The organism is Streptomyces sp. NPDC092045 (assembly GCF_044756005.1).
GTDB lineage: Bacteria > Actinomycetota > Actinomycetes > Streptomycetales > Streptomycetaceae > Streptomyces.
In genome coordinates, this window is record NZ_JBIVSC010000003.1 from 494,330 (window position 1) to 518,545 (window position 24,216).

The window sequence follows — 24,216 nt, forward strand, 5'->3', positions numbered from 1 at the left end:
ATCAGGGTGATGGTGATCATCTCTTCCGCACGACCACGAAGTCGGCGAGGGCGACGAGCTGGTCCCGCACCCGGGCGGGCATGTCCACCTCGTCCAGGGCCGCGATCGCGACGGCGTGCTGGCGGCGGGCCTCCTGGGAGGTCCACTCCCGGCCCCCGGCCTCCTCGATGAGGGCGGCCCGGAAGGCGAACTCCTCCTCGGAGAAGGAGGCGAAGTCGCTGGACTTGGCGTCGGCGGCGAGCAGCTCGCCGAGCCGCTCGGAGGCCGGTCCGCCGGCGGCGAGGGCGGCGACGACGGGCAGGGACTTCTTGCGCTGGCGCAGGTCGCTCCAGGTCTGCTTGCCGGTGGACTCCGGGTCGCCCCAGATGCCGAGCAGGTCGTCGACGGCCTGGAAGGCGAGGCCGAGGTGGTAGCCGTACTCCTCCAGCTTGTCGGCGGTCCGGTCGTCGGCCCCGCCGAGGACGGCGCCGATGGAGACGGCGCAGGCCAGGAGGGCGCCAGTCTTGTTGCCCTCCATCTCCAGGCACTCCTCGACGGTGACCCGCTCGCGGTGCTCGTAGGAGATGTCCTGGGCCTGCCCGTCGATGAGCTTGCGGGTGGCCGTGGTGAGGCGGCGGGTGGCCCGCCCGGCCTCGACGGTGCCGAGTTCGAGGAGCAGTTCGTTGGCGAGGGCGAAGAGGGCGTCGCCGACGAGGATGGCCTGCGCGGGGCCGTGCACCTTCCACACGGTGTCGCGGTGGCGGCGCTGCTCGTCGCCGTCCATCAGGTCGTCGTGGAGGAGCGAGAAGTTGTGGACGAGCTCCACGGCGACGGCGCCGGGGATCCCGACCTCGGGCGCGGCGCCCGCGGCCTCGGCCGACAGCAGGGCGAGGGCCGGGCGGACGGCCTTGCCGCCGTCGCCGTCGGCGGGGTTGCCCTGCGCGTCGATCCAGCCGAAGTGGTAGGCGGCCACGGTGTCCATGGGCGGCGCGAGGCGGTCGACGGCCGCCCGCAGTACGGGGGTGGACAGGGTCCGTCCCCGCTCCAGCAGTGCGGACACGTCCGCGGTGTCGACGGCCGGGTGTCCCGGCGGCGCTGTCGGCACGGTCTCTCCTCTTGTTCCGGTACTCACACTCATACCGCCTCCTGCAGCGGATGGTCATGGCGGCGGCCGAGGGCGGAGAGCGCCGCGCCCGCGGCGCTGAAACCACTGCGGACGGCCCCCTCCATGGTCGCGGGCCAGCCGGTGGCGGTCCAGGCTCCGGCCAGGTGGAGGCCCGGTGCCCGGGTGCGGGCGCCGGGGCGGAGCCGGCCGACGCCCGGGGCGGGGTCGAACGTCGCCGTCCGCTCCCTGGTGACGAAGAAGTCGCGCACCCCGGCGCCGCGGGCGGCGGGCAGCAGCCGCTCCAGCTCCGGGAGGTAGCGCTCGCGCAGGACGGCGACGGGCTCGTCGATGTCGTCCTGGGCGGCGGACTGGGAGACGGCGAGGTACTGGCCGCCGCCCTTGAGCCCGGAGGCGTCGGTGCGGTCGAAGACCCACTGCACCGGGGAGCCGAGGGCGGTGAAGAAGGGCCGCTTGAGCACCTTGCGGTCGTAGACGACATGCAGGTTGAGGATGGGGGCGGTGCCGATGTCGAGGAGCCGGTCGGGGTCGTCGAGGGCGCCCTCGGGGAGCAGGGCGTGGGCCTCGTGCTGCGGTACGGCGAGGACGACGGCGTCGGCCTCGATGGTCTCGCCGGGCACCTCGACGGTCCAGCGCCCGTCGCCGGTGCGGGAGATCCGCTCGGCCTTGGCGCGCAGTTCGGTGCGCACCCCGGCGGCGGCGAGGGCCTTCCCGGCCAGGGTGTCGTGGAGCTCGCCGAGCGGCACGCGGGCCCAGCCGATGTCGGCGGCGCCGGGCTCGGAGAGGAGTCCGGTCTTGAAGACCATGGCGGCCAGGGCCATGGAGGCGTGCGGGGCGGTGGCGTTGAGGGTGGCGACGCCGACCAGGTCCCACAGGGCCTCGACGGCGCGCGGGGACTGCCCGTGGCGGCCGAGCCAGGTGGCGAAGTCGATGCCGTCGAGGGCCGGGTCGGCGGGGTCGAGCCGGCTCAGGGCGAGGGCGGCCCGGCCGACGCTCACGCGCTCGACGGCGCTGAGGTGCGGGTAGGTCGCCAGGCTGCGGGCGAGGTGGAGCGGGACGGGCAGGTCGTCGCGGCGGATCCGGCCGAGCCGGGGGCCGCGGCGGTGGCCGACGTCGAGGACGGGCACGTCGAGGCGGTCCTGCACGGGGGCGAGCCGGGCGCCGTCGATCCGGTCGAGGAACCAGCGGTAGGCGGTGCAGCAGCGCAGGTAGACATGCTGGCCGTTGTCGACGGTCAGCTCGCCGCGGCGGAAGGAGAAGGCGAGGCCGCCGAGCCGGGGCCGGCCTTCGAGGAGGGTGACGCGGACGCCCGCGTCGGCGAGCTGGAGCGCGGCGGTGGTCCCGGCGAGCCCGCCGCCGACGACGACGGCGTGGGCCTGCCGGGCGCCCTGCCCGATTGCGTCGCGGGTCACGCGGCCTCCGATCGGTGCGTCGTGTCCGGGCCCGTCGCGGACGGGGCCGGTGGGGTGGGGGTCGGTCGCGGACCGTGCGCGACGGCCCTGGTCGGGGACGCCGGAGCGGCGCCGAGGGTTGCCCCGGAGGCGCCGACCGCACGAAGACCGGGACCGGCGGCCGTGCGGAACGCGGTGTCGGTGGCCGTACGGAGACCGGTGTCGACGGCCGTGCGGGAGCCGGTACCGACGGCCGTGCGGAGCGCGGTGCCGGCGGCCGGGCGGGAGCCGGTGCCGGCGGCCGGGCGGAGCGCGGTTCCGGGCGTGGCCGGGAGGGGCGGTGCGTGCGGGCTCATCGGGTGCGCCTCCTGACGTCGCGCCGGGCGATGTGGCGGGTGTCGAGGCCGGAGAGGCCGCGCACCGCGACGTACGCCTTCTCGCGGCCCGGCAGCGAGACGCGGCCGCGCAGGACTGCCTCCGGGTCGCGCTCGATCCGGTCGAGCAGGCGGCGGTAGATGCCGGCCATGGCCGCCACGCAGGCGCCGCTGCGCCGGTCGAGCATGGGGAGGAGCCGGTAGCCCTCGGCGAACAGGGCGCGGGCGCGCCGCACTTCGAAGTGGACGAGCCCGGCGAAGTCGGAGCCCTCGGGCAGGGGTCCGCCGAAGCCGTCCCCGCAGCCGAACTTGGCGAGGTCGTCGGCGGGCAGGTAGGTGCGCCCGTTCTCCGCGTCCTCGCGCACGTCCCTGAGGATGTTGGTGAGTTGGAGCGCGAGCCCCAGGGTGTCGGCGTACTCGGGGGCCCGGTCGGCGCCGTGGGCGCCCGGCTGGGTGCCGAAGACGCCGAGGGAGAGGCGGCCGATGGCGCCGGCGACGCAGCGACAGTAGACCTTGAGGTCGTCCCAGGTCTCGTAGGTGGCGCCGTGGACGTCCATGAGGACGCCGTCGATGAGCTCGTCGAGGCCGTCGAGCGGGATCGGGAAGCGCCGGGCGGAGTCGGCGAGGGCGACGGCGACCGGGTCGGTGTCGTCCTCGTCGATCTTGTCGGAGCGGATCCGGTCGAGCAGGTCCCGGGTGGCCTCCAGGCGCTCCTTCTTCTCGCCGGGCGCGAGCGTGCCGTCGCCGATGTCGTCGACGCGCCGCGAGAAGGCGTAGAGCGCGGACATCGCCTGGCGCTTCTCGGCCGGCAGCAGCCGGATCCCGTAGGCGAAGTTGCGGGCCTGCTGCCCGGTGACCGCCTCGCAGTAGCTGTAGGCGGCCTGTACCGGTGCGGACGGCTGGTGCTGTCCCTCCACGGTCACGGTCACCCCTCTCTCCGCGCCCGGAGCAGGACCTCTCCCGCCCGGCGCATCAGGCTCGGCTTGGTGGGCCCCGGCGGGCCGGTCAGTACGTCGAATCCCGCGTCGGTGATCGCGTCGAGGGCCGCGAGGCCCCCGGCGGTGAATCCGGCCAGGAGCAGCCGGAGGCGGCCGTGGACGCTGCCGACGAGGGGGATGCCCTCGTGGAGCAGTTCCCGGGCCCGCTCGGCCTCGAAGGCGATCAGGGCGCGGACGGAGGCGCCGGCGGTGGGCCGGGCCAGGTCGTCCTCGGTGACGTGGAACCGCTTGAGGTCCTCGGCGGGCAGGTAGATCCGGCCGCGGCCGAGGTCCTCGGCGACGTCCTGGAGGTGCTCGACGATCTGGAGGGCGGTGCAGATCCCGTCGGAGAGCCGGATCCGCTCGGGGGTGGCGGTGCCGGTGATCCCGAGGACGAGGCGGCCGACGGGGTCGGCGGAGAGCTCGCAGTACGCGAGGAGGTCGTCGTACGTCTCGTACCGGCCGACCAGCTGGTCCTGGCGGTTGGCGGCGATCAGGCCGAGGAAGGGCTCGGGGGCGAGCCCGCACCGCTCGACGGTCGGCCGGAGGGCGCGCAGCAGGGGGTGGCGCGGGGTGGAGTCGTACACGCGGTGGAGGTCGGCCTCCAGGGCGTCGAGGAGGACGAGCCGGTCCCCGGCCTCCTCCGGGGGGACGCCGAGGTACCGGGCGTCGGCGCCGCCGGGGGCGAGGTCGCCGTCGCCGATGTCGTCGACGAGCCGGGCGTAGCCGTAGACGGCCATGAGGTCGTCGCGCCAGGCGCGGGGCAGGAAGAAGGGGGCGACGGGGAAGTTCTCGTCCGCCGCCTTGCCGAGTGTGGCCCGCGAGGTGGCGCCGGGGCGCGCCTGTCGGGGGTCCGTCACCGGTCGCTGCCCGGCGGAGGGACGGCGACACCCTCGTGGAGCTGGAGATTCTGCGTCATGGCCGTCACGTCTCCCGTTCTACACTGCTGACCCAATCCATCCTATTTCGGACACGCCGCCGACCCCTGCCCGTAGGGCCGCCACCCGGGGCCCGATGGCCGTGGGGTATCGCCCTACTTGCCGCGAAACAGACCGGTCCAGCTTACGTTGTACGACGACCGTCGCCGTTCCGGGGTGGCGCGCACCAGGAACTTCGTCCGTTCGGGACGTCAACCCGCAGGTGGATCAAGGGAGTTCGGAGCGCACGGGGTTTCAGGGGGCGCGTGTCCCGGTGACGACCATGGCGAGGGTGGACTCGACGACGGCGTTCCTGCGCTGGGCGGGAAGGCGACGAAGAGGCCCTTCGAGCAGCAGGAGTGACAGTCCGTGCACGGCCGACCACGCGGCGGCGCCGGCGGCGGGGCGGACGGTCCGCTGCGGGGCGTTGCTCCGGGCGAGGGCGTCGAGGGCCTCGCCGAGCAGGGTGAAAGCCCGGATCTCCGGCTCGTGCGGCTGCCGCTCCGGCGCCGGGGCGGCCCCGGCCGGGCGGGGCAGGCAGAACGCGGCCCGGTAGAGCCCCGGGTGCTCCACGGCGAAGCCGACGTACCCCCGGCAGAGGGCGGCGAGCCGGCGCTCGGCCGCGAGGACCGGGTCGTCGGCGCCGGGTTCGCCGGCGGCGGCGCTCTCCATGGAGTCGGCGAGCACCCGCTGCGCGTGGGCCCTGACCGTGCGGAGGAGTTCGCCCCGGCCGTCGAAGTGCCGGTAGGCGGCGGTGGGCGAGACGCCGACCCGGCGGGCCGCCTCGCGCAGCACGACCCGCTCCGGTCCGCCCTCGGCGGCGAGGCCGACGGCCGCGCAGATCAGCGCGTTCCGCAGATCGCCGTGGTGGTAGGTCTTTCCCCCCGAGATCGCTGCCATGGGCTCATCCTGCCCGATGTTGACCGCATGAACATTCCGGGCGGGCGCCCGGAGCGCGGAAACGGCGCCGCCCCCGGCGCGGGAGCTGCGACGGGGGCGGGAATCTCGGGCGGGGGGGCGTTCAGCGGGCGGTCTCGCGCTCGTACGCCTTGAGGACCTCGTCCGTGGGGCCGTCCATCAGGAGCTGGCCCTTCTCCAGCCAGAGCACCCGGTCGCAGGTGTCCCGGATGGACTTGTTGCTGTGGCTCACCAGGAAGACCGTGCCGGCCTCCTTGCGCAGTTCGCGGATGCGCTCCTCGGAGCGGATCTGGAACTTGCGGTCACCGGTGGCGAGGGCCTCGTCGATGAGGAGGACGTCGTGGTTCTTGGCGGCCGCGATGGCGAAGCGGAGCCGGGCGCCCATGCCGGAGGAGTAGGTGCGCATGGGCAGGCTGATGAAGTCGCCCTTCTCGTTGATGCCGGAGAAGTCGACGATGCCCTCGTAGCGGGAGCGGACCTCCTCGCGGCTCATGCCCATGGCGAGGCCGCCGAGGATCACGTTGCGCTCGCCGGTGAGGTCGTTCATCAGGGCCGCGTTGACGCCGAGGAGCGAGGGCTGGCCGTCGGTGTAGACCTTGCCGCTCTCGGTGGGGAGCAGGCCGGCGATGGCGCGCAGCAGCGTGGACTTGCCGGAGCCGTTGGAGCCGATGAGGCCGATGGCCTCGCCCCGGTAGGCGGTGAAGGTGACGCCGCGGACCGCGTGGACCTTGCGGACGCCCCGGGTCACCTCGGCGTCGCCGCGGCCGACGATCCGGCTGAGCGCCGCCGTGGCGCTGCCCTTGCCCCCGCCTCCGGCGTTGACCCGGTAGACGATGTGGACCTCGTCGCAGATGACGGTGGGAACGTTGGACCGGTTCGTGTCAGCCACGGCCGTACCTCTCCTCGGCCTTCCAGAAGTAGACGAAACCGCCGATGCCGAAGGCCAGCGCCCAGCCGAGGGCGGTCATCCAGACGTGGGCCGGCAGGTTCTCCGCGCCGTAGCCCTCGATGAGGGAGAAGCGGATCAGGTCCATGTAGACCGCCGCCGGGTTGTACATGAGGATGTCGGCGATCCAGGCGGGCTTGTCGGCGAGCATCGCGGGGATGGAGAACATCACGCCGGAGGCGTACATCCAGGTGCGCATGACGAACGGCATGAGCTGGGCGAGGTCGGGCGTCTTGGAGCCCATCCTGGCCATGATCATCGCCAGGCCGACGTTGAAGACGAACTGGAGGAACAGCGCCGGGACCACCAGCAGCCAGCGGAGCGAGGGGTAGCTGCCGAAGGCGATGGCGACCGCCACGAGGACGATCATCGAGAACAGCAGCTGCTGGAGCTGCTGGAGCGAGAAGGAGATGGGCAGCGAGGCGCGCGGGAAGTGCAGGGCCCGGACGAGGCCGAGGTTGCCCGAGATCGCCCGGACGCCGGCCATCACCGAGCTCTGGGTGAAGGTGAACACGAAGATGCCGGTGACCAGGAAGGGGATGTAGACGTCCTTGGTCATGCCGCGGCCGGCGCCGAGGATGAGGCCGAAGATCAGGTAGTAGACCAGGGCGTTCAGGAGCGGCGTCGCCACCTGCCACACCTGGCCCAGCTTCGCCTGGCTGTACTGGGCGGTCAGCTTGGCGGAGGAGAAGGCCAGGATGAAGTGGCGGCGGCTCCACAGCTCGCGGACGTACTCGAACAGCCCGGGCCGGGCGCCGCTGACCGAGAGGCCGTACTTCGCGGCAAGGTCGGCCGGAGCCAGGCCCTCGTCGACGGACGGGGGCGCGCTCGTCGCGACCGCCCCGCCCTGGTGTGTGTCACTCACAAGTCGAAACTTTCGTGTTCAAGAAACGCGGCACGTCGGGTACCACGATGTCAGACGACCGGGGGGCGACCCAGCCGGGTCAGCCGCCACACCGTACGCCACCTCATGGGCCGGCGCGGTCCGCAGGGGGTGGTCCAGCCCGCCCGGAATCCGCCGCACCACGCCTTCAGGGCGGAGAGCGAGGGCCGTCGGGCCAGAGTGAGCAGCAGCCAGACGCCGAGGTAGGCCGGCACCAGGGGCGCGGGCAGGTTGCGACGGGCCAGCCACACTCGGTTGCGAGCCACGTTGAAGTGGTAGGAGGCGTGCCGGGAGGGGGCTGTCGTGGGGTGCAGCAGCACCATGTCGGAACGGTAGTCGATCATCCAGTCGGCGTCGAGCGCCCGCCAGGCGAGGTCCGTCTCCTCGTGCGCGTAGAAGAACTCGTCCGGCAGCCCGCCCACTTCGGCGAAGACCTTGGTGCGGACGGCGTTGGCGCCGCCGAGGAAGGTGGTCACCCGCGAGGAGCGCATCGGGTCTGCGGCGCGCAGCCGCGGCACGTGCCGGCGCTGGGTGGTGCCGGTCTGCGGATCGGCGATGCGGAAGCTGATGATGCCGAGGCGCGGGTCGGCGGTGAAGGCCTGGCGGACCAGCTCGGCGGTGTCGGCGTGGGCGAGCAGGCCGTCGTCGTCGAGGAAGAGGAGGACGTCGACGTCGGTGCCGCCGGGGCCGAAGGCCTCGATGCCGACGTTCCGGCCGGCGGGGATGCCGACGTTCTCGGGCAGGTCGACGGTGCGGACCCAGTCGGGCACCCCGGTGACCGGGGTGCCCTGGCCGACGACGACGACCTCGACCGGGTCGCCCTCCTGCGCGGCGACCGAGTCGATCAGGGCGCGCAGGTCGTCGGGGCGGTTGCCCATCGTGATGACGACGGCGCCCACCCTGAGCGGCGTGCTCACGGCCGGCCTCACTTCAGCCTGCTGGAGACCAGGATCGACACCAGGTGCAGCAGGGTCTGGAGCAGGGCGATGCCGGCGAGGACGGCGACGCCGAGCCGGGAGAAGAAGAGGTCGCCCCTGATCTGGTCCGCGACGGCGAGGACCAGGATGAGCAGGGAGGCCTCGATCCCCAGGATCAGGCGGTGGAACTTGAGCGCGGCGGCGGCCCGGCGGGCCAGCGCCATGCCGGAGGAGCGCGGCTCGGACGCGGACTCCTTGACCGGCGGGAGGCCGCCCTGGTGGCGGGCGACGCCGACGAGGTCCGTCTCGGCCTTGATCAGGATGGCGCCGAGGGCGGCGAGGGTGCCCAGGAAGGCCCACAGCCAGTCGATCCGCCCGGTGCCCCACAGGTCGGCGGCGCGCAGGCCGAAGCCGACGAGGACCGCCGCGTCGCACAGGTAGGCGCCGACCCGGTCGAGGTAGACGCCGCCGAGCGAGAACTGCTTCTTCCAGCGGGCCAGCTCGCCGTCGACGCAGTCGAGCAGCAGGTAGAGCTGGACCATGAGCACGCCGAGGACGGCGCCCGGGACGCCCGGCACGAGGAGCGCCGGGGCGGCGAGCACGCCGAAGACGGTCATCAGGTAGGTCAGCTGGTTGGGGGTGACCCGGGTGTTCGCCAGCTGCCGGGTGATCCGCAGGGAGATCTCCCGCATGTACAGGCGGCCGCCCCAGTGCTCGCCGCTCCGCCGGTCCTTCACGCCCGGGGGGTGGACGACCGGTCGGAGCTCAGCTACCGATGGCTTGTGCATAGTCGGCGTACGCGTCCCTGATCTCGTCGTCGGACAGGTCGAGGTGTTCGAGGATGGTGAAGCGGCCCGGTCGGGTCTGCGGGGCGAAGGACACCGCCCGGACGAACTCGTCCACGGTGAAGCCCATCTCCTCCGGGGTGACGGGCAGGCCGTGCCGGCGCAGGGTCTCGACGATCAGACCGGACTCCTCGCGGGCGCCGCGCAGGTGCATGGCGAAGGCCGCTCCGAGGCCGCACTGCTCGCCGTGGCTGGCCGCGCGGGCCGGGAAGAGCAGGTCGAAGGCGTGGCTGATCTCGTGGCAGGCGCCCGAGGAGGGGCGGCTGTCACCGCTGATCGACATGGCGATGCCGGACATCACCAGACCCTCGGAGAGGGTGACGAGGAAGTCGTCGTCGCCGATGCCGCCGGGGTGGCGGAGCACCGCCTCGCCCGCGCTGCGGGCCATGGCGGCGGCGAGCCCGTCGACCTTCTCGCCGGTCTCGCGGTGGGAGAGCTCCCAGTCCGCGATGGCGGAGAGGTTGGAGACCGCGTCGCCAATGCCGGAGCGGACGAAGCGGGCCGGGGCGTCCCTGATCACGTCCAGGTCGATGACGAGGGCGATCGGGGTGGGGACGCCGTAGGAGCCGCGCCCGTTGTCGTTGTCCAGGGTCGAGATCGGGGAGCAGATCCCGTCGTGCGACAGGTTGGTGGCGATGGCCACCAGCGGCAGCCCGACCCGGGCCGCCGCGTACTTGGTCACGTCGATGATCTTGCCGCCGCCGAGGGCCACCACCGCGTCGTACCGCTTGCCGCGCATGGCGTCGGCAAGCTTCACGGCCTCGTCGATGGTGCCGCCGGAGACCGGGTACCAGTCGGCTCCGGGCAGCTCGGCGGCGAAGCGGTCGCGCAGCTTGAGGCCGGAGCCCCCGCTGATGGCGACGGCGATCTTGCCGTTGCTGGAGATCCGCTGGTCCGCGAGGAGCGCGGACAGGTCGTCCAGCGCCCCCCCGCGGATGTCGACGACGACCGGCGACGGGATCAGCCGGGTCAGTACTGGCACGCGATCCCACGGCCCTTCGCGAGGTCGTCGTGGTTGTCGATCTCGACCCACTTGACGTCGCCGATGGGGGCCACGTCGACGGTGAAGCCGCGGTCGACCAGTTCCTGGTAGCCGTCCTCGTAGTAGAGGTCGGGGTCGCGCTCGAAGGTGGCCTTGAGGGCGTCGGCGAGCTCCTCGGCGGCCTCGGGCTCGATCAGGGTGACGCCGATGTACTCGCCGGTGGCGGTGGCGGGGTCCATGAGCTTGGTGATCCGGCGGACGCCCTCGCCCTCGGCGGTGATGACCTTCATCTCCTCGTCGGCGAGGTTCTTCACCGTGTCGAGGGCGAGGATGATCCTCCGGCCGTCGCCGCGGGCGGCGAGCAGGGTCTTCTCGACGGAGACGGGGTGGACGGTGTCGCCGTTGGCGAGGATCACGCCGCGCTTGAGGACGTCACGGGCGCACCACAGGGAGTAGGCGTTGTTCCACTCCTCGGCCTTGTCGTTGTCGACGAGGGTGATCTTGAGGCCGTATGCGGCCTCCAGGGCCTCCTTGCGGTCGTAGACGGCCTCCTTGCGGTAGCCGACGACGATCGCGACCTCGGTGAGGCCGATCTCGGCGAAGTTCTTCAGGGTCAGGTCGAGGATCGTGGTGTCCCCGTCGACCGGCACGAGGGCCTTCGGAAGGGTGTCGGTGTAGGGGCGCAGACGCCGTCCGGCACCGGCTGCCAGTACGAGACCGATCATGCTGTTTCTCCTTCGTCGTGAACGGCGGGTGCTCCGGAGGAGACCCAGAAGCGGATGGACTCCACGAGCACCACCAGCGCGACGGCGACCGCGAGGGCCGTCAGTGCCAGGGTGAAGTCGTCGCCGCGGCCCGCGAGGAGGGCGGCGAGGACGGTCACCAGGAGCGTGCGCCCCTCGTGTCCGCCGGTGACGCGCACCAGCCAGGCGGGCGGCGCGCCGGTGCCGCCGCGAATGCGGTACACCGTGTCGTAGTGATGGTAGGCGACCGCCGCGACCAGCCCGAACGCCGCCGGGAGGGCCCCCGGGGAGTCGGAGCGGGCGGCCAGGACGAGGACGGTGGTGTACTCGGCGGCGCGGAAGAGCGGCGGCATGAGCCAGTCGAGGGCGCCCTTGAGGGGCTGGGCGACGGCGAGTCCGGCGAAGATCGTGTAGCCGACGGCGGCGATCACGGTCTGGCGGTCGCCGAACGGCCACGTGAGGACGGCGGACAGCAGGCCGGCCGTCGCGATCGCGGCGAAGACGACCCCGAGGCTCCGGTCGCCGGAGCGGCGGAAGAGCCGGGCGGCGAACCGGGCGAGCGGGCCGGAGTCCGTGAGGTCGGCGAGTGCCCGGGCGGCCCGGTCGCTCCTCCTCCCCTTGCGGGTCAGGGAGCGCAGGACGCGGCCGGCGGTGGTGTAGCAGGCGCCGAAGGCGCAGCCGGCGATCAGGGCCCAGAAGACGATCCGGGGGGTGGTGACGGCGGTGAGGACCGCGATCATCGCCCAGCGCTCGCCGATCGGCAGGATGATCATGCGGCGGGCCCAGACGGTCCATCCGACGCCGTCCAGCCTGCTGGAGAGGGCCAGGCTGGTCTTGGCCGCGGCGCCCGTGCTCTCGGCGTTCGCCTCGTTGAAGGAGAAGTCCACGACGTGCCGGCAGGTCATGAGGACCATGGCGCCGAGCGCGAGGGCCCAGACGTCGTCGCCGTTCCGGGCGGCGCCGAGGGCGAGGCCCGCGTAGAAGGCGTACTCCTTGGCGCGGTCGAAGGTGGCGTCGAGCCAGGCGCCCATCGTCGAGTACTTCAGCGCGTAGCGGGCGAGCTGCCCGTCGGTGCAGTCCAGGACGAAGGAGACGAGGAGGAGGACGCCGGCGGCGACGTAGCCGCCGCGCCCGCCGGTCGCCGCGCAGCCGGCCGCGATCAGGGCGGTGATCAGCGAGGCGGTGGTGACCTGGTTGGGGGTCAGTCCGCGGCGCGCGCACCAGCGGGCGATGTAGCGCGAGTACGGGCTGATGAAGAAGGTGGTGAAGAAGCCGTCGTGCGCCTTCACGGCCGAGCGCAGGCGCACCGCCTCGTCGTCGACGGCCTCGACGGCGGCGCGCGCCGCGTGGCGGGCCTGGGCGTCGGTGGGCACGGTGGCGACGAGGGTGCCGAGCTGGGGCCGGTGCACGGCGACGCCGTCGGCGTCGAGGGCGTCGGCGAGGGTGCCGGGAAGGTCGGCGGCGGGGGTTCCGGGGGGCCCGGGGACCGTGGGGGCGCCGCTCAGGGCGCGGGCCAGGGCGGGGCGGGCCTCGCGCTGCGCGGCGAGCGCGCCGGGCACCGCGGCGGCCGGGAACCGGGGGTCGGTGAGGGCGAGGCGCAGCGCGTGCGGATGGCCGACGAACCGGGGGTCGACGAGCGCGACGCGCTCGCCCGCCGGGACGTCGGCCAGCAGGGCGCCGGCCTCCTCGGCGCCGGAGGCGATCCGGACGTCGAAGCCGAGCGACCGCAGATCACCGTCGAGCGAGGATCCGGGTGCCGGCGGGCCGGTGAGGATGGCGGTCGACAGACGAACTCACTCCTTGGAGCTGGCGGAGGGCCGGCGGGGCCCATGGCGGCCCCGGGCGCGGCGGTGCGGCCCGGCACCGGGCGGCGACACGTCGGCTGAGGCTATCCGATGAACAGAAGGACGAGTTCACCGAGGCTTCGCGGGCAGGACTCCCCGGGGTCCTCCGGTGTCCGCCCCGGTGCGTTCCGCCCGTCGGGGATCACGCGGGGCGACCGTCCGCCCGCCCCGCGGATCCCGGCCCGGCGGCCTCCCCTCAGCCGCCTCCGAGCAGTTCTCGCCATGCTCCGTCCGGAATGCATCACCGCAGGTCAGAGCATATGACAACGGTGTTCAGTACCGTGTTGCACATACCCCCCTCCCGTAGTTGACTTGCGCACCGGGGCATACGGACGACACCGACCGGGAGGCCATGCCATGGGGGCTGGACACGATCACGGGCACGGCCACGGGGGCCCGCCGCCGACGGGCACCGCGGGGGCCGCGTACCGGAACCGGCTGCGGATCGCGCTCGGCATCACGCTCTCCGTGATGGTGGTCGAGATCGTCGGCGGCGTGGTCGCGGACTCGCTCGCACTGATCGCGGACGCGGCCCACATGGCGACCGACGCGGTCGGCCTCGCGATGGCGCTCCTGGCGATCCACTTCGCCAACCGGCCGCCCTCGGGCAACCGCACCTTCGGCTACGCCCGGGCCGAGATCCTGGCGGCGCTCGCGAACTGCCTGCTGCTGCTCGGCGTGGGCGGCTACGTGCTCTTCGAGGCGGTCCAGCGGTTCCTGGAGCCGGCCGGGACCAAGGGCGGCCCCGCCATCGCGTTCGCGACGGTCGGCCTGGTGGCGAACGTGGTCTCGCTGTCGCTGCTGATGCGGGGCCAGAAGGAGAGCCTCAACGTGCGCGGGGCGTACCTGGAGGTGCTCGCGGACGCCCTGGGCTCGGTCACCGTGATCGTCGCGGCCGGGATCATCCTGGTCACGGGCTGGCAGTACGCGGACCCGATCGCCTCGCTGGTGATCGGCCTGATGATCGTCCCCCGCACGGTCAAGCTGCTGCGCGAGACCCTGGACGTGCTCCTGGAGGCGGCCCCCAAGGGCGTCGACATGGCGGAGGTGCGGGCGCACATACTGGCCCTGCCGGGGGTCGAGGACGTGCACGACCTGCACGCCTGGACGATCACCTCCGGGATGCCGGTCCTCTCGGCGCACGTGGTCGTCGACCAGGGGGCGCTGGACTCGGTGGGGCACGAGAAGATGCTGCACGCGCTCCAGGGCTGTCTGGGCTCGCACTTCGACGTGGAGCACTGCACCTTCCAGCTGGAGCCGGTCGGCCACGCGGAGCACGAGGCGAAGCTCTGCCTGTAGGGCCGGGGCTTCCGCCTGCGGGGCACGGGCCGCGTGGGCGGAGGCCCGGACGCCCGAGGGCTCCGCACTCCCGACCTCCTGTTAGTCTTTTCGTACGAACACGTGGTGAGAGGAGCTGAGGTCGATGACCGTCGCGATGGAGGCCGCCCCGCGCGGCAGCACCCGGTCGTCCCTCAGCCTCCGGGTCTCCGGCTGACCTGATCCCGGTCCTCGCACCGGTACGTCACGTCGTCGGCCGGGACCCTCTCACCCAAGGGTTTCCCACGTTGTCCGACAACGCTTCGCACGACTCCTTCTTCGCCCTGCACCACGGCCTGCCGCGACAGGGTCCGGGCTCCGACACCACCACCCGCCGGCTCCTCGCGCTCGCAGGGCCGCTCCCCGCGCGTCCGCGCGTGCTCGACCTGGGCTGCGGCCCGGGCCGCTCCGCGCTGCTCCTGGCCGCCGAGGCGGGCGCCGAGGTGACCGCCGTCGACACCCACGAACCGTTCCTCGCCGAGCTGCGCGAGTCCGCCGCCGCGCGCGGACTCGACGGTGCGGATCCCGGCAGCGGTTCGGTCCGCGCCCTCCGCGCCGACATGCGCGCCCTGCCGTTCCCCGACGGCTCCTTCGACCTGGTCTGGGCCGAGGGCTCCGTCTTCGTGCTCGGCTTCGACCGGGCCCTCGCCGAGTGGCGCCGCCTCCTCGCGCCCGGCGGCACGCTCGTGCTCACCGAGTGCGTGTGGACCACCGGGGAGCCGGGCCCGGCGGCCCGCGCCTTCTGGGAGGAGCACTACCCGCTCCGCACGGTCACCGGGAACGCGGCGGCCGCGGTCGCGGCCGGCTACCACGTCCTGGCGTCCCTCACCCAGCCGGAGGGCGACTGGGACGAGTACTACGGTCCGCTGGCCGCGCGCGCCGGGGCGGCCGACACCTCCGTGCCCGGCATGGCCGAGGCGGTCGCCGGGGCCCGCGCCGAGATCGCGCTGCGCCGCGAGCACGGCTCCGACTACGGCTACGCCGGTTTCGTCCTCCGGCCCGCCGATCCGCGCTGGCGCACCCGGCCGGAGGCCGCCGGCGAGGAGCCGGAGGTCCGCCGGGTCGAGGATGCGGCCTTCGGGTCGGCGGCGGAGGCCGATCTGGTCGACGCGCTCCGGGCGGACGCCGACGCCTGGCTGCCGGGCCTGTCGTACGTGGCCGAGGCCCCGGACGGCACGGTCGCGGCGCACGCCCTGATCACCCGCTGCCGGGTGGGCGGCGCTCCGGCGGCGGCGCTCGCCCCGGTGGCGGTCGCGCCCGAGCACCAGCGGACGGGGGCCGGGCAGGCCGTCGTCCGGGCGGTCCTCGACGCGGCCCGGCTGCGCGGCGAGACCCTGGTCCTCGTCCTGGGGCACCCGGAGTACTACCCCAGGTTCGGGTTCGAACGGGCGTCCGCGCATGGAATCAGGCCAGGTTTCGAGGTCCCGGACGAGGCGATGATGGCGCTCGTCCTGGACGACTCCGCGCCCGTTCCCCCGGGTCCGCTGCGCTATCCCGCGCCTTTCGGGGTGTAGTGCGCCCTCGGACCCCTCCCGCTCCCGCCGCCCCGGTCGTGCTCCGGAGCGGTGGGAGCGGCCGCGTCCGGCCTCCGAAGTACGGACAAGCCGCTTTTGTACGGCAGACTGAGGGGGCCCCACCGGGCCGAGGACCGAAGCGAAGGATGGGTATGCCGACCACACCAGTCACCGCGGCTCAGATCTCCCCGGAGATCACGTCGAACGGTGTCCAGCCGTCCGGAGACCCGGCGCCGATCATGCTCGAACTGGTCGACGAGGACGGCAGGACCATCGGCACGGCGGAGAAGCTCGCCGCCCACCGGGCGCCGGGGCAGCTGCACCGCGCCTTCTCCGTCTTCCTCTTCGACGAGTCGGGCCGGCTGCTCCTCCAGCGGCGGGCGCTCGGCAAGTACCACTCGCCCGGCGTCTGGTCGAACACCTGCTGCGGCCACCCCTACCCGGGCGAGGCCCCCTTCGCGGCGGCGGCCCGGCGCACCTTCGAGGAGCTGGGCGTCTCGCCCTCGCTGCTCGCGGAGGCCGGCACGGTCCGCTACAACCACCCGGACCCGGCCTCGGGCCTGGTGGAGCAGGAGTTCAACCACCTCTTCGTCGGCCTGGTGCAGGCCGAGCCGCGCCCGGACCCGGAGGAGATCGACGACACCGTCTTCGTGACCCCCGCCGAGCTGTCCGAGCGGCACGCCGCCGCGCCGTTCTCCGCCTGGTTCATGACGGTGCTCGACGCGGCGCGTCCGGCCGTCAGGGAGCTGACGGGTCCGTCCGGGGGCTGGTGACCACCGGCCCCTGCGGCGCCGCTCCAGGCCCCGGCGCCTTCGGGGCCAGGGGCAGCGCCGCCCAGATGGTCTTCCCGCCGCTCGCGGTGTGCTCGACGTCGCAGGCGCCGCCGGCCTCCTGGGCGATCTCGCGGACCAGGAGCAGGCCCCGGCCGCCGGTCTGACCCCAGTCGGCCTCCAGGGCCTTGGGCCGGTAGGGGTGGTTGTCCTCGACGGACACCCGGATCCACTCGGGGCCGATCGCCACCTCGACCGCTATCTCCGGGGACAGCAGCGCCGCGTGCCGCACGGCGTTGGTGACCAGCTCGGAGACGATCAGCAGCAGGCCGTCCATGATCTCGTCGTGGAGGGGGACGCCCTGGCGGACCAGCAGGTCGCGCACGGCGTGCCGGGCCTGCGGGACGGAGACGTCGACCGCGGCAGCGGTGAAGCGCCAGACTCCTTCGTAGGACGGGTGCCGGGTGGGGCCGCCTTCGCGGGGCTCCACCGTCCGGTTTCCACCCTCGTGCTCGATTCTCGCCACGGATCGAGTCTTGGCAATGCGCGGGGGCGGACCGGCCTACTGACCAGAAGTCGACACTTATCGGCCGCCTTCTGATCGGGTGAGTATGCCGATGTCAGTTGTTCGACTGATCGCGCACGCTTTCTGAGGACTCCGGAAAGGGCTTCGCAGAAGGCCTCCGGGAAGGCTCCGGACCGGTCTCCGGAGGGGACTTCGCGGCCGGGGCCGAACCCGGCTCCGGCGGGGTCACCATGCTGACGATCCGCCGGCCCCCGACCCCGATCGCGATCGGACCGGGCCCGTCGAAGAGCAGCGCGAGCGAGAAGAAGGCCCCGAGGACGTACCGGCTGCTGTGCGGCCGGTCGAACAGGACGAGCAGACCGAGCAGCAGGCCGAAGGCCCCTGGAAGAGGGTCCAGCCGACCTGCGGGCCGCGCACCGCCACGCTGCCGACGAGCCGGAACAGCCCGCCGGTCAGGAAGAGCGGGGCCGCGAACGTCGTCAGCGCCTCCGCCGAGCCCTCGGGGTTCTCTGATCGTACGTTCGGGTGCGCCGGATAGCATCCGGCCCATGGAGCCGCAGCTGAAGGACAGCGTCACGGACGGGGTCGCCACCGTCGTCATGGCCAACCCCGCCAAGCGCAACGCGATGAGCGCCGGCATGTGGCGCTCCCTGCCGGGCGTCCTGGAGCGGCTCGCCGCCGACCCGGCGGTCCGGGTGCTGGTGCTGACCGGCGAGGGCGACACCTTCTGCGCCGGGGCCGACATCGCGGCGCTGCGGGAGCCCGGGGACGAGCAGCAGAGCCTGGCGGTACGGGCGGAGGAGGCCCTCGCGGCCTTCCCCAAGCCGACCCTGGCGGCCGTCCGGGGCTTCTGCGTCGGGGGCGGCAGTCAGCTCGCCGCCGCCTGCGACCTGCGGTTCGCCGAGGAGGGCGCCCGCTTCGGGGTCACCCCGGCGAAGCTCGGCATCGTCTACCCGTCCTCCTCGACCCGCCGCCTCACCGCCCTCGTGGGCCCCTCGGCCGCCAAGTACCTGCTGTTCTCCGGCGAGCTGATCGACGCGGAACGGGCGCTGCGGACCGGGCTGGTGGACGAGCTCCACCCGGTGGGCGAACTGGACAAGCGGGTGGAGGAGTTCAGCCGGGTGCTCGTCTCCCGCTCGCTGCTCACCCAGGCGGCGGCGAAGGAGTTCGCCGACGGGCGCACGGACCGGGACGCCCACTGGGCGGAGCAGGCGCGCGGCAGCGGCGACACCGCGGAGGGCGTCGCCGCCTTCCTGGAGCGCCGCCCGCCCCGCTTCACGTACGGGATCTGAGCCCCCGCGCGGACCTCCCGGCCCGGGGCCCGGCGCTCAGTCCCGGGCGGGCGACCCGACGACCTTCCCCGACTCCGCGCGCCACTTCGCGACGAGTTCGGCCGGGGCCTTCTCCGGCGAGCCCGCGTCGTAGGGCGGCCGGGGGTCGTACTCGGTGAGGAGCTGGACCGTCTGCGCGGTCTCGTCACCGGCGATCCGGCCGAGCAGGTGGAGCGCCATGTCGATGCCGGAGGAGACCCCGGCGGAGGTGACGTACTTGCCGTCGAAGACGACCCGCTCGCCGGTGGGCTCGACGCCGAGGGCCCGCAGCTCGTCGAAGGCGAGCCAGTGGGTGGTCGCCCGGCGCCCGCCGAGCAGGCCCGCGGCGGCGAGGACCAGCGAGCCGGTGCACACGGAGGTGGTCCAGGTGCTGGTGGCGTCGGCGGCGCGGAGCCAGTCGAGGATCTCCGGGTCGTCCATGGCCACCCGGGCGTCGGGGCCGCCGGGCACGAGGACGATGTCCGGGGCCGGCACCTCGGCGAGGGCCAGGTCCGCGACGAGGGCGAGGCTGTCCTGGTCGTTGCGGACCGGCCCCCTCTCCCTGGCCACGAAGACGGTCTCGGCTCCGGGGAGGCGGGCGAGCAGCTCGTACGGTCCGACGGCGTCGAGGGCGGTGAAGCGGTCGTAGAGCAGGACGGCGATCTGCACGGTGGTTCCTCTCGGTGGGTGGTGGACGTGCGGGTTCAGCGGGCCGGGGAGTGGAAGCGGCGGCGGTACTCCGCCGGGACGGTGGCCAGGGCCTTGAGGAAGGCGCGGCGCATCGCCTCCGGCGTCCCGTAGCCCGAGGCGCGGGCGACCTCCCCGACGCCGCGCGAGGTGTCCTCCAGGAGCCGGCGGGCGTGTTCGAGCCGGACCCGGTCGACGTAGCGGCCGGGGGGCGTGCCGGTCTCCGCGTGGAAGGCGCGGGCGAAGTGGCGGGGCGAGAGCCGGACGCGGGCGGCGAGCGCCTCCACGGAGAGGTCCGCGTCCGGGTGCTCGGTGATCCAGTGCTGGAGGTCGCGCAGCGGCTCCCGGCGGGCGGTCTGGGCGGAGAGCTGGACGCTGAACTGGGCCTGGTTGCCGGGGCGGCGCAGGAAGACGACCAGGTGCCGGGCGACGGTGAGGGCTGCGTCCCGGCCGAGGTCCTCCTCGACCAGGGCGAGCGCCAGGTCGATCCCCGCGGTGACCCCGGCCGAGGTGGCGACGTGCCCGTCCCGTACGAAGATCGGGTCGGGGTCCACGTCGACCCCGGGGTGGCACCGGGCGAGGTGGTCGCAGGCGCTCCAGTGGGTGGTCGCCCGGCGTCCGTCGAGGAGCCCGGCCTCGGCCAGGAGCAGCGCCCCGGTGCAGACCGAGACCAGGCGCCGGGCGCGCGGGCCGTGCGTCCGCAGCCAGTCGATCAGCGCCGGATCGGGCGTCCGGGTGCCCTCGCCGCCGGGGACGACCAGGGTGTGCGGAGGGCCGTCGGCGACGGCGTCCGCGAGCGTGGTGTCGGGCAGCAGGCGCAGCCCGCTCTGCGTACGGACCGGGCCGCCGTCCGGAGAGGCGGTGCGGATCGGGTAGGCGGACGGGTTCCCGGTGGCCCGGCCGGCACCGGCGAACACCTCGACGGGTCCGGAGACGTCGAGGCTCAGGACTCCGTCGAAGAGGACGACGAGGACGGGACGCTGCGGCATGTCCCCATCCTCGGCCGGGGCGGGCCGCGTCCACAACGACGAGGAACCCACCTTTCCTGCCACCGCCCGCCCGTGTGGGGCGTCCTCCCGTACGGGGAGAAGGGGGCGGCCCGCGTCCACGGGGGATTCCCGTGGGAGCCGGGTCCGGTTTCCACGAGGTGCGCCTGTTTCCGTCGTACCGACCAGTCGGTAACGTTCGGGGCATGACGAATGCCCTGCCGCCGCGCGCCGGACGCCGCTGCCACAACGCCCTGAACCCGCTGCACTCCTCGCTGTACTTCTCGCCGGACCTGGACCGCGAGTTCTCCGCCCTCGGCCTCACCGACCAGAGCGCGATGCGGCTCGCCGCCCGGAGCGCCCCGCTCGGCGCCGTGGGCGCGGGCACGGTCGCCGCGACCTTCTACAACTACAACCACGAGCTGCTCTCCCTGCACCTGCCCGCCGTGTGGGAGACCGCCTCCCCCGCAGAGGTCCTGGCCGCGCGGCTGCGTACCGCCGACACGACCCTGCGCCGGCTGCTCGGCGAGGACGTCGTCGCCTCCCCGGAGATGGCCGAGGCGGCGGAGCTCGCGCTGCGCGCCTCCGAGGCCTGCACGCGGCACGCCCGGCCCCTGTACTCGGCCAACGCCGACCTGCCGGTCCCCGAGGAGCCCCACCTCGCCTACTGGCACGCCGCCACCCTGCTGCGCGAGCACCGGGGCGACGGGCACCTCGCGGCCCTGCTCTCCGCCGGGCTCGACCCGGTCGAGGCCCTCGCCTCGCACACCGCCACCGGCAAGGGCATGGCCCCGCGCTGGGCCCTCGGCTCCCGGGGCTGGCGGCGCGTCGACTGGGAGGCGGCGGTGCAGCGGCTGCGCGACCGGGGCCTGATCGGCGCCGACGGCGAGCTGACCGAGGCCGGGACGACCCTGCGCGCCGACCTGGAGGAGCACACCGACCGGCTGGACTCCGCCCCGTACGAGCACCTCGGCGCGGCCGGCGTCGAGCGCCTCACCGAGCTGGGGCGCGGCTTCCTCTTCACGGCCGCCGCCGCGGGCGCCTTCCCCGCGGACCTCGTCGGCAAGGCCTGAGCGCCGCTCCCGGCTCGGCGCGGGACGCGCGGGACGGGTCGGTTGCCGCGTACGGGTGACCGACCCGGCACAATGCAGTCGCAAGCTTGAGGCACGAGAAGGCGAGTCGGGACACCGTGACGACGTCCATCGAAGCAAGGATCGCCGAGGAGCTCGGCGTACGCGAGCGACAGGTGAGGGCAGCCGTCGAGCTCCTCGACGGCGGTTCGACCGTGCCGTTCATCGCGCGCTACCGCAAGGAAGCGACCGAGATGCTCGACGACGCGCAGCTGCGCACCCTGGAGGAGCGGCTGCGCTACCTGCGCGAACTGGAGGACCGCCGGTCGGCGGTCCTCGACTCGGTCCGCGAGCAGGGCAAGCTGACTCCGGAGCTGGAGGCCCGGATCCTGGCCGCCGACACCAAGGCGCGCCTGGAGGACATCTACCTGCCCTTCAAGCCGAAGCGCCGGACCAAGGCGCAGATCGCCCGCGAGGCCGGTCTGGAGCCGCTGGCGGAGGGGCTGCTGTCCGACCCGTCCGTGGAGCCGTCGGCCGCCGCCGCGGCCTTCGTGGACGCGGAGAAGGGCGTCGCGGACGCGGCGGCGGCCCTGGAGGGCGCGCGGGCGATCCTCGCGGAGAAGTTCTCCGAGGACGCCGACCTCATCGGCGAGCTGCGCGAACGCATGTGGGGCCGGGGGCGGCTGGTCGCCAAGGTCCGCGACGGCAAGGAGGATGCGGGGGCGAAGTTCGCCGACTACTTCGACTTCGCGGAGCCGTTCACGGCGCTGCCCTCGCACCGGGTGCTCGCCATGCTGCGCGGCGAGAAGGAGGACGTGCTCGCCCTGGAACTGGAGCCGGAGGAGCCCGTCGAGGGCCCCTCCTCGTACGAGGGGATCGTCGCGCACCGCTTCGGCGTCGCCGACCGGGGGCGCCCCGGGGACAAGTGGCTCCGGGACACGGTCCGCTGGGCCTGGCGGACCCGGATCCTGGTCCACCTCGGGATCGACCTGCGGCTGCGGCTGCGGACGGCGGCCGAGGACGAGGCGGTACGGGTCTTCGCGGCGAACCTGCGCGACCTGCTGCTCGCCGCGCCGGCCGGCACCCGGGCGACCCTCGGCCTCGACCCCGGTTTCCGTACGGGCGTGAAGGTCGCCGTGGTCGACGCGACCGGCAAGGTCGTGGCCACCGACGTGATCCACCCGCACGTCCCCGCCAACAGGTGGGACCAGGCGCTCGAGAAGCTCGCGCGGCTCGCGAAGGAGCACGCGGTCGAGCTGGTCGCGATCGGCAACGGCACGGCCTCCCGCGAGACCGACAAGCTGGCGACCGAACTCATCGAGAAGCACCCGGAGTTGAAGCTGACCAAGGTGATGGTCTCGGAGGCCGGCGCCTCGGTCTACTCGGCCTCCGCGTTCGCCTCGCAGGAACTCCCGGACCTGGACGTGTCGTTGCGCGGCGCCGTCTCCATCGCCCGGCGGCTCCAGGACCCGCTGGCGGAGCTGGTGAAGATCGACCCGAAGTCGATCGGTGTCGGCCAGTACCAGCACGACCTGGCCGAGGTGAAGCTCTCGCGCTCGCTCGACGCGGTGGTCGAGGACTGTGTGAACGGTGTCGGCGTGGACGTCAACACCGCCTCCGCGCCGCTCCTCTCGCGCGTCTCCGGCATCAGTTCCGGCCTCGCGGAGAACATCGTCGCGCACCGGGACGCCAACGGCCCCTTCCGCTCCCGCCGGGCGCTCAAGGACGTGGCGCGGCTGGGCCCGAAGGCGTACGAGCAGTGCGCGGGCTTCCTGCGCATCCGGGGCGGCGACGACCCGCTCGACGCCTCCTCCGTGCACCCGGAGGCGTACCCGGTGGTGCGCCGGATGGCGAAGACGACGGGCGGCGAGGTCGCCGCGCTGATCGGCGACACGGGCACGCTGCGCTCGCTGCGGGCGGACGACTTCGTGGACGAGGTCTTCGGCCTGCCGACGGTGACGGACATCCTGCGCGAGCTGGAGAAGCCGGGCCGCGACCCGCGTCCGGCGTTCCGGACGGCCACCTTCAAGGAGGGCGTCGAGAAGATCGGCGACCTGGCGTCCGGGATGGTCCTGGAGGGCGTGGTCACCAACGTGGCGGCGTTCGGGGCGTTCGTGGACGTCGGCGTGCACCAGGACGGTCTGGTGCACGTGTCCGCGATGTCGAAGACCTTCGTGAAGGACCCGCGCGACGTGGTGAAGCCCGGCGACGTGGTCAAGGTGAAGGTCCTGGACGTGGACGTCCCGCGCAAGCGGATCTCGCTGACGCTGCGCCTCGACGACGAGCCGGGCGCGGACGCGGCGGGCGGCACGGGCGGACGCGGTCGGGGCGAGCGCGGCGAGCGCTCCGGCCGGCCGCCGCAGCAGCGGCAGGGCGGTGGCGGCGGTGGCGGTGGCCGCCGGGCCGAGCGCGGCGACCAGGGCGGCCGGGGCGGCGGCGGCCGGGACCGCGGCGCGGCCCCCGCTCCCGCGAACAGCGCGATGGCCGACGCGCTCCGCAAGGCGGGCCTGCTGGGCGAGGGCGGCGGCAAGCGCCGGTAGTGCCGGTGTCCGTACGGGAAGGGGCCGCGGTCCCTTCCCGTACGTGCGGCGTCATGTCGTCGCGTCGTCACATCGTCACGGTGTCACGTCGTCACGGCTCACGGCTCACGGCTCACGGCTCACGGCTCACGGCTCACGGCTCACGGCTCACGGCAGGAAGCGCAGGGCCCAGTCGGCGCGGTGGGCGACGGCGAGGTCGTCGTCCTCCGTCAGGGGCCGGAGGAGGCCCTCGGCCTTCTCCGGGTCCGCCTGGACCAGGTCGACGATCTCGGCGGCCAGGCCGTCCTGGTCGTCGCCGAGGTCGACGGCGGAGGCCCGCACCAGGACCGGGAGGCTGCCGGTGCCGCCGATGCCGGCGACGACCCCGCCGAGCAGCTCGCGGGCGTAGCCGTTGCGCTCCTCGACCGCCCGGCCGAGTTCCGCCTCCAGGCGCGGCAGCAGCTCCGGGCCGCCCGTTGCCGCGATCTCGTCGGCGAGGTCGATGGTCGCGTCGACGTCCGCGTCGAGGTCGTCCAGCATCGCGAGGAGCCGGGTGGTGCCGTCGTCGGTCATGGGGTGCCTCCTGAAGAGTGCCGTCCGCGGGGGCCGGAACCGGCCGCGCCCCGCGGAGAGCCGTCGTGCGTACAGTTCACGGCCCGGGTCGCGGCCGTGCAAGAC

At 73.8% G+C, this 24,216-nt stretch carries 23 protein-coding genes and 1 pseudogene; 6 read left to right on the plus strand and 18 right to left on the minus strand.

Translation table 11 applies throughout. The features are described from left to right. Nucleotides 1-16: 16 nt before the first annotated feature. The 13 genes from ACIQKA_RS12340 to ACIQKA_RS12400 form a co-directional block, all read right to left on the minus strand. A complete protein-coding gene (locus ACIQKA_RS12340; protein WP_383431330.1) occupies nt 17-1,117 on the minus strand; it encodes a polyprenyl synthetase family protein in 1,101 nt (366 codons plus the stop codon). Further along, nucleotides 1,114-2,514, minus strand: a complete 1,401-nt coding sequence (gene hpnE, locus ACIQKA_RS12345) for a hydroxysqualene dehydroxylase HpnE (RefSeq protein ID WP_402540849.1) — start codon at nt 2,512-2,514, stop codon at nt 1,114-1,116. Before hpnE ends, ACIQKA_RS12340 begins: the two co-directional genes overlap by 4 nt. Further along, nucleotides 2,511-2,849 carry a hypothetical protein gene (locus ACIQKA_RS12350; RefSeq protein ID WP_402540851.1) on the minus strand — a complete coding sequence of 113 codons (339 nt, stop codon included), beginning with the start codon at nt 2,847-2,849 and terminating at the stop codon, nt 2,511-2,513. The genes hpnE and ACIQKA_RS12350 overlap by 4 nt, the downstream gene beginning before the upstream one ends. After that, entirely contained in the window at nt 2,846-3,796 is a 951-nt protein-coding gene (gene hpnD / locus ACIQKA_RS12355) for a presqualene diphosphate synthase HpnD (protein WP_383151401.1), read from the minus strand. The genes ACIQKA_RS12350 and hpnD overlap by 4 nt, the downstream gene beginning before the upstream one ends. Beyond that, on the minus strand, nt 3,793-4,704 hold the full coding sequence (gene hpnC, locus ACIQKA_RS12360; RefSeq protein WP_383151402.1) for a squalene synthase HpnC: 912 nt from the start codon (nt 4,702-4,704) through the stop codon (nt 3,793-3,795). Before hpnC ends, hpnD begins: the two co-directional genes overlap by 4 nt. Before the next feature lie 312 nt (nt 4,705-5,016). Beyond that, a complete protein-coding gene (locus ACIQKA_RS12365; protein ID WP_383151403.1) occupies nt 5,017-5,661 on the minus strand; it encodes a TetR/AcrR family transcriptional regulator in 645 nt (214 codons plus the stop codon). Between the two features lie 121 nt (nt 5,662-5,782). Further along, a complete protein-coding gene (locus ACIQKA_RS12370) occupies nt 5,783-6,568 on the minus strand; it encodes an ABC transporter ATP-binding protein (protein ID WP_383151405.1) in 786 nt (261 codons plus the stop codon). Continuing rightward, nucleotides 6,561-7,490, minus strand: a complete 930-nt coding sequence (locus ACIQKA_RS12375) for an ABC transporter permease (RefSeq protein ID WP_383431325.1) — start codon at nt 7,488-7,490, stop codon at nt 6,561-6,563. The genes ACIQKA_RS12370 and ACIQKA_RS12375 overlap by 8 nt, the downstream gene beginning before the upstream one ends. Before the next feature lie 50 nt (nt 7,491-7,540). Further along, the gene (locus ACIQKA_RS12380; protein WP_391094239.1) at nt 7,541-8,386 is read right to left on the minus strand and encodes a glycosyltransferase; all 846 of its coding nucleotides are present in this window, start codon (nt 8,384-8,386) and stop codon (nt 7,541-7,543) included. Between the two features lie 47 nt (nt 8,387-8,433). After that, entirely contained in the window at nt 8,434-9,213 is a 780-nt protein-coding gene (locus tag ACIQKA_RS12385; RefSeq protein ID WP_383151407.1) for a CDP-alcohol phosphatidyltransferase family protein, read from the minus strand. Beyond that, nucleotides 9,191-10,252, minus strand: a complete 1,062-nt coding sequence (locus tag ACIQKA_RS12390; protein ID WP_121829578.1) for an iron-containing alcohol dehydrogenase family protein — start codon at nt 10,250-10,252, stop codon at nt 9,191-9,193. Before ACIQKA_RS12390 ends, ACIQKA_RS12385 begins: the two co-directional genes overlap by 23 nt. Then, nucleotides 10,240-10,977 (minus strand): sugar phosphate nucleotidyltransferase, encoded by a 738-nt coding sequence (locus ACIQKA_RS12395; RefSeq protein ID WP_383151408.1) that lies wholly within the window; start codon nt 10,975-10,977, stop codon nt 10,240-10,242. Before ACIQKA_RS12395 ends, ACIQKA_RS12390 begins: the two co-directional genes overlap by 13 nt. After that, on the minus strand, nt 10,974-12,782 hold the full coding sequence (locus ACIQKA_RS12400; RefSeq protein WP_402540967.1) for a DUF5941 domain-containing protein: 1,809 nt from the start codon (nt 12,780-12,782) through the stop codon (nt 10,974-10,976). Before ACIQKA_RS12400 ends, ACIQKA_RS12395 begins: the two co-directional genes overlap by 4 nt. Before the next feature lie 414 nt (nt 12,783-13,196). Between ACIQKA_RS12400 and ACIQKA_RS12405 the strand changes: the two genes are divergently transcribed. The 3 genes from ACIQKA_RS12405 (at nt 13,197) to idi (ending at nt 16,443) form a co-directional block, all read left to right on the plus strand. Next, on the plus strand, nt 13,197-14,138 hold the full coding sequence (locus ACIQKA_RS12405) for a cation diffusion facilitator family transporter (RefSeq protein WP_383431323.1): 942 nt from the start codon (nt 13,197-13,199) through the stop codon (nt 14,136-14,138). A gap of 266 nt (nt 14,139-14,404) precedes the next feature. Further along, on the plus strand, nt 14,405-15,670 hold the full coding sequence (locus ACIQKA_RS12410; protein WP_402540852.1) for a GNAT family N-acetyltransferase: 1,266 nt from the start codon (nt 14,405-14,407) through the stop codon (nt 15,668-15,670). A 152-nt stretch (nt 15,671-15,822) separates the two neighbouring features. After that, entirely contained in the window at nt 15,823-16,443 is a 621-nt protein-coding gene (gene idi, locus ACIQKA_RS12415; RefSeq protein WP_383151411.1) for an isopentenyl-diphosphate Delta-isomerase, read from the plus strand. Here idi and ACIQKA_RS12420 read toward each other — a convergent pair. Then, on the minus strand, nt 16,409-16,930 hold the full coding sequence (locus ACIQKA_RS12420) for an ATP-binding protein (RefSeq protein ID WP_383151537.1): 522 nt from the start codon (nt 16,928-16,930) through the stop codon (nt 16,409-16,411). The two genes, idi and ACIQKA_RS12420, sit on opposite strands and share 35 nt — an antisense overlap. Before the next feature lie 130 nt (nt 16,931-17,060). Then, a pseudogene (locus ACIQKA_RS12425) lies at nt 17,061-17,473 on the minus strand (hypothetical protein); the annotation flags it as partial. Between the two features lie 41 nt (nt 17,474-17,514). Here ACIQKA_RS12425 and ACIQKA_RS12430 point away from each other — a divergent pair. Beyond that, nucleotides 17,515-18,258: an enoyl-CoA hydratase/isomerase family protein gene (locus ACIQKA_RS12430; RefSeq protein WP_383151412.1), complete on the plus strand. Its 744-nt coding sequence runs from the start codon at nt 17,515-17,517 to the stop codon at nt 18,256-18,258. 36 nt (nt 18,259-18,294) lie between these two features. On the opposite strand, the gene ACIQKA_RS12435 is transcribed toward ACIQKA_RS12430, so the two are convergent. After that, entirely contained in the window at nt 18,295-18,945 is a 651-nt protein-coding gene (locus ACIQKA_RS12435) for a DJ-1/PfpI family protein (RefSeq protein WP_391094115.1), read from the minus strand. 35 nt (nt 18,946-18,980) lie between these two features. Continuing rightward, nucleotides 18,981-19,952 (minus strand): GlxA family transcriptional regulator, encoded by a 972-nt coding sequence (locus ACIQKA_RS12440; RefSeq protein WP_383151414.1) that lies wholly within the window; start codon nt 19,950-19,952, stop codon nt 18,981-18,983. 203 nt (nt 19,953-20,155) lie between these two features. Between ACIQKA_RS12440 and ACIQKA_RS12445 the strand changes: the two genes are divergently transcribed. Continuing rightward, nucleotides 20,156-21,022 carry an SCO6745 family protein gene (locus ACIQKA_RS12445; RefSeq protein ID WP_383151415.1) on the plus strand — a complete coding sequence of 289 codons (867 nt, stop codon included), beginning with the start codon at nt 20,156-20,158 and terminating at the stop codon, nt 21,020-21,022. Between the two features lie 116 nt (nt 21,023-21,138). Next, on the plus strand, nt 21,139-23,559 hold the full coding sequence (locus ACIQKA_RS12450; RefSeq protein WP_402540853.1) for a Tex family protein: 2,421 nt from the start codon (nt 21,139-21,141) through the stop codon (nt 23,557-23,559). Between the two features lie 147 nt (nt 23,560-23,706). Here ACIQKA_RS12450 and ACIQKA_RS12455 read toward each other — a convergent pair whose 3' ends face one another. Beyond that, nucleotides 23,707-24,111: a hypothetical protein gene (locus tag ACIQKA_RS12455; protein ID WP_383431314.1), complete on the minus strand. Its 405-nt coding sequence runs from the start codon at nt 24,109-24,111 to the stop codon at nt 23,707-23,709. Nucleotides 24,112-24,216 lie beyond the last annotated feature (105 nt).

Bases quoted from the DNA above. Each gene is read 5' to 3' on its own strand.
- ACIQKA_RS12340 (WP_383431330.1), bottom strand. From the start codon at position 1,117: ATGAGTGTGAGTACCGGAACAAGAGGAGAGACCGTGCCGACAGCGCCG.
- ACIQKA_RS12350 (WP_402540851.1), bottom strand. From the start codon at position 2,849: ATGAGCCCGCACGCACCGCCCCTCCCGGCCACGCCCGGAACCGCGCTC.
- ACIQKA_RS12365 (WP_383151403.1), bottom strand. From the start codon at position 5,661: ATGGCAGCGATCTCGGGGGGAAAGACCTACCACCACGGCGATCTGCGG.
- ACIQKA_RS12380 (WP_391094239.1), bottom strand. From the start codon at position 8,386: ATGGGCAACCGCCCCGACGACCTGCGCGCCCTGATCGACTCGGTCGCC.
- ACIQKA_RS12385 (WP_383151407.1), bottom strand. From the start codon at position 9,213: ATGCACAAGCCATCGGTAGCTGAGCTCCGACCGGTCGTCCACCCCCCG.
- ACIQKA_RS12395 (WP_383151408.1), bottom strand. From the start codon at position 10,977: ATGATCGGTCTCGTACTGGCAGCCGGTGCCGGACGGCGTCTGCGCCCC.
- ACIQKA_RS12405 (WP_383431323.1), top strand. From the start codon at position 13,197: ATGGGGGCTGGACACGATCACGGGCACGGCCACGGGGGCCCGCCGCCG.
- idi (WP_383151411.1), top strand. From the start codon at position 15,823: ATGCCGACCACACCAGTCACCGCGGCTCAGATCTCCCCGGAGATCACG.
- ACIQKA_RS12430 (WP_383151412.1), top strand. From the start codon at position 17,515: ATGGAGCCGCAGCTGAAGGACAGCGTCACGGACGGGGTCGCCACCGTC.
- ACIQKA_RS12440 (WP_383151414.1), bottom strand. From the start codon at position 19,952: ATGCCGCAGCGTCCCGTCCTCGTCGTCCTCTTCGACGGAGTCCTGAGC.
- ACIQKA_RS12445 (WP_383151415.1), top strand. From the start codon at position 20,156: ATGACGAATGCCCTGCCGCCGCGCGCCGGACGCCGCTGCCACAACGCC.
- ACIQKA_RS12455 (WP_383431314.1), bottom strand. From the start codon at position 24,111: ATGACCGACGACGGCACCACCCGGCTCCTCGCGATGCTGGACGACCTC.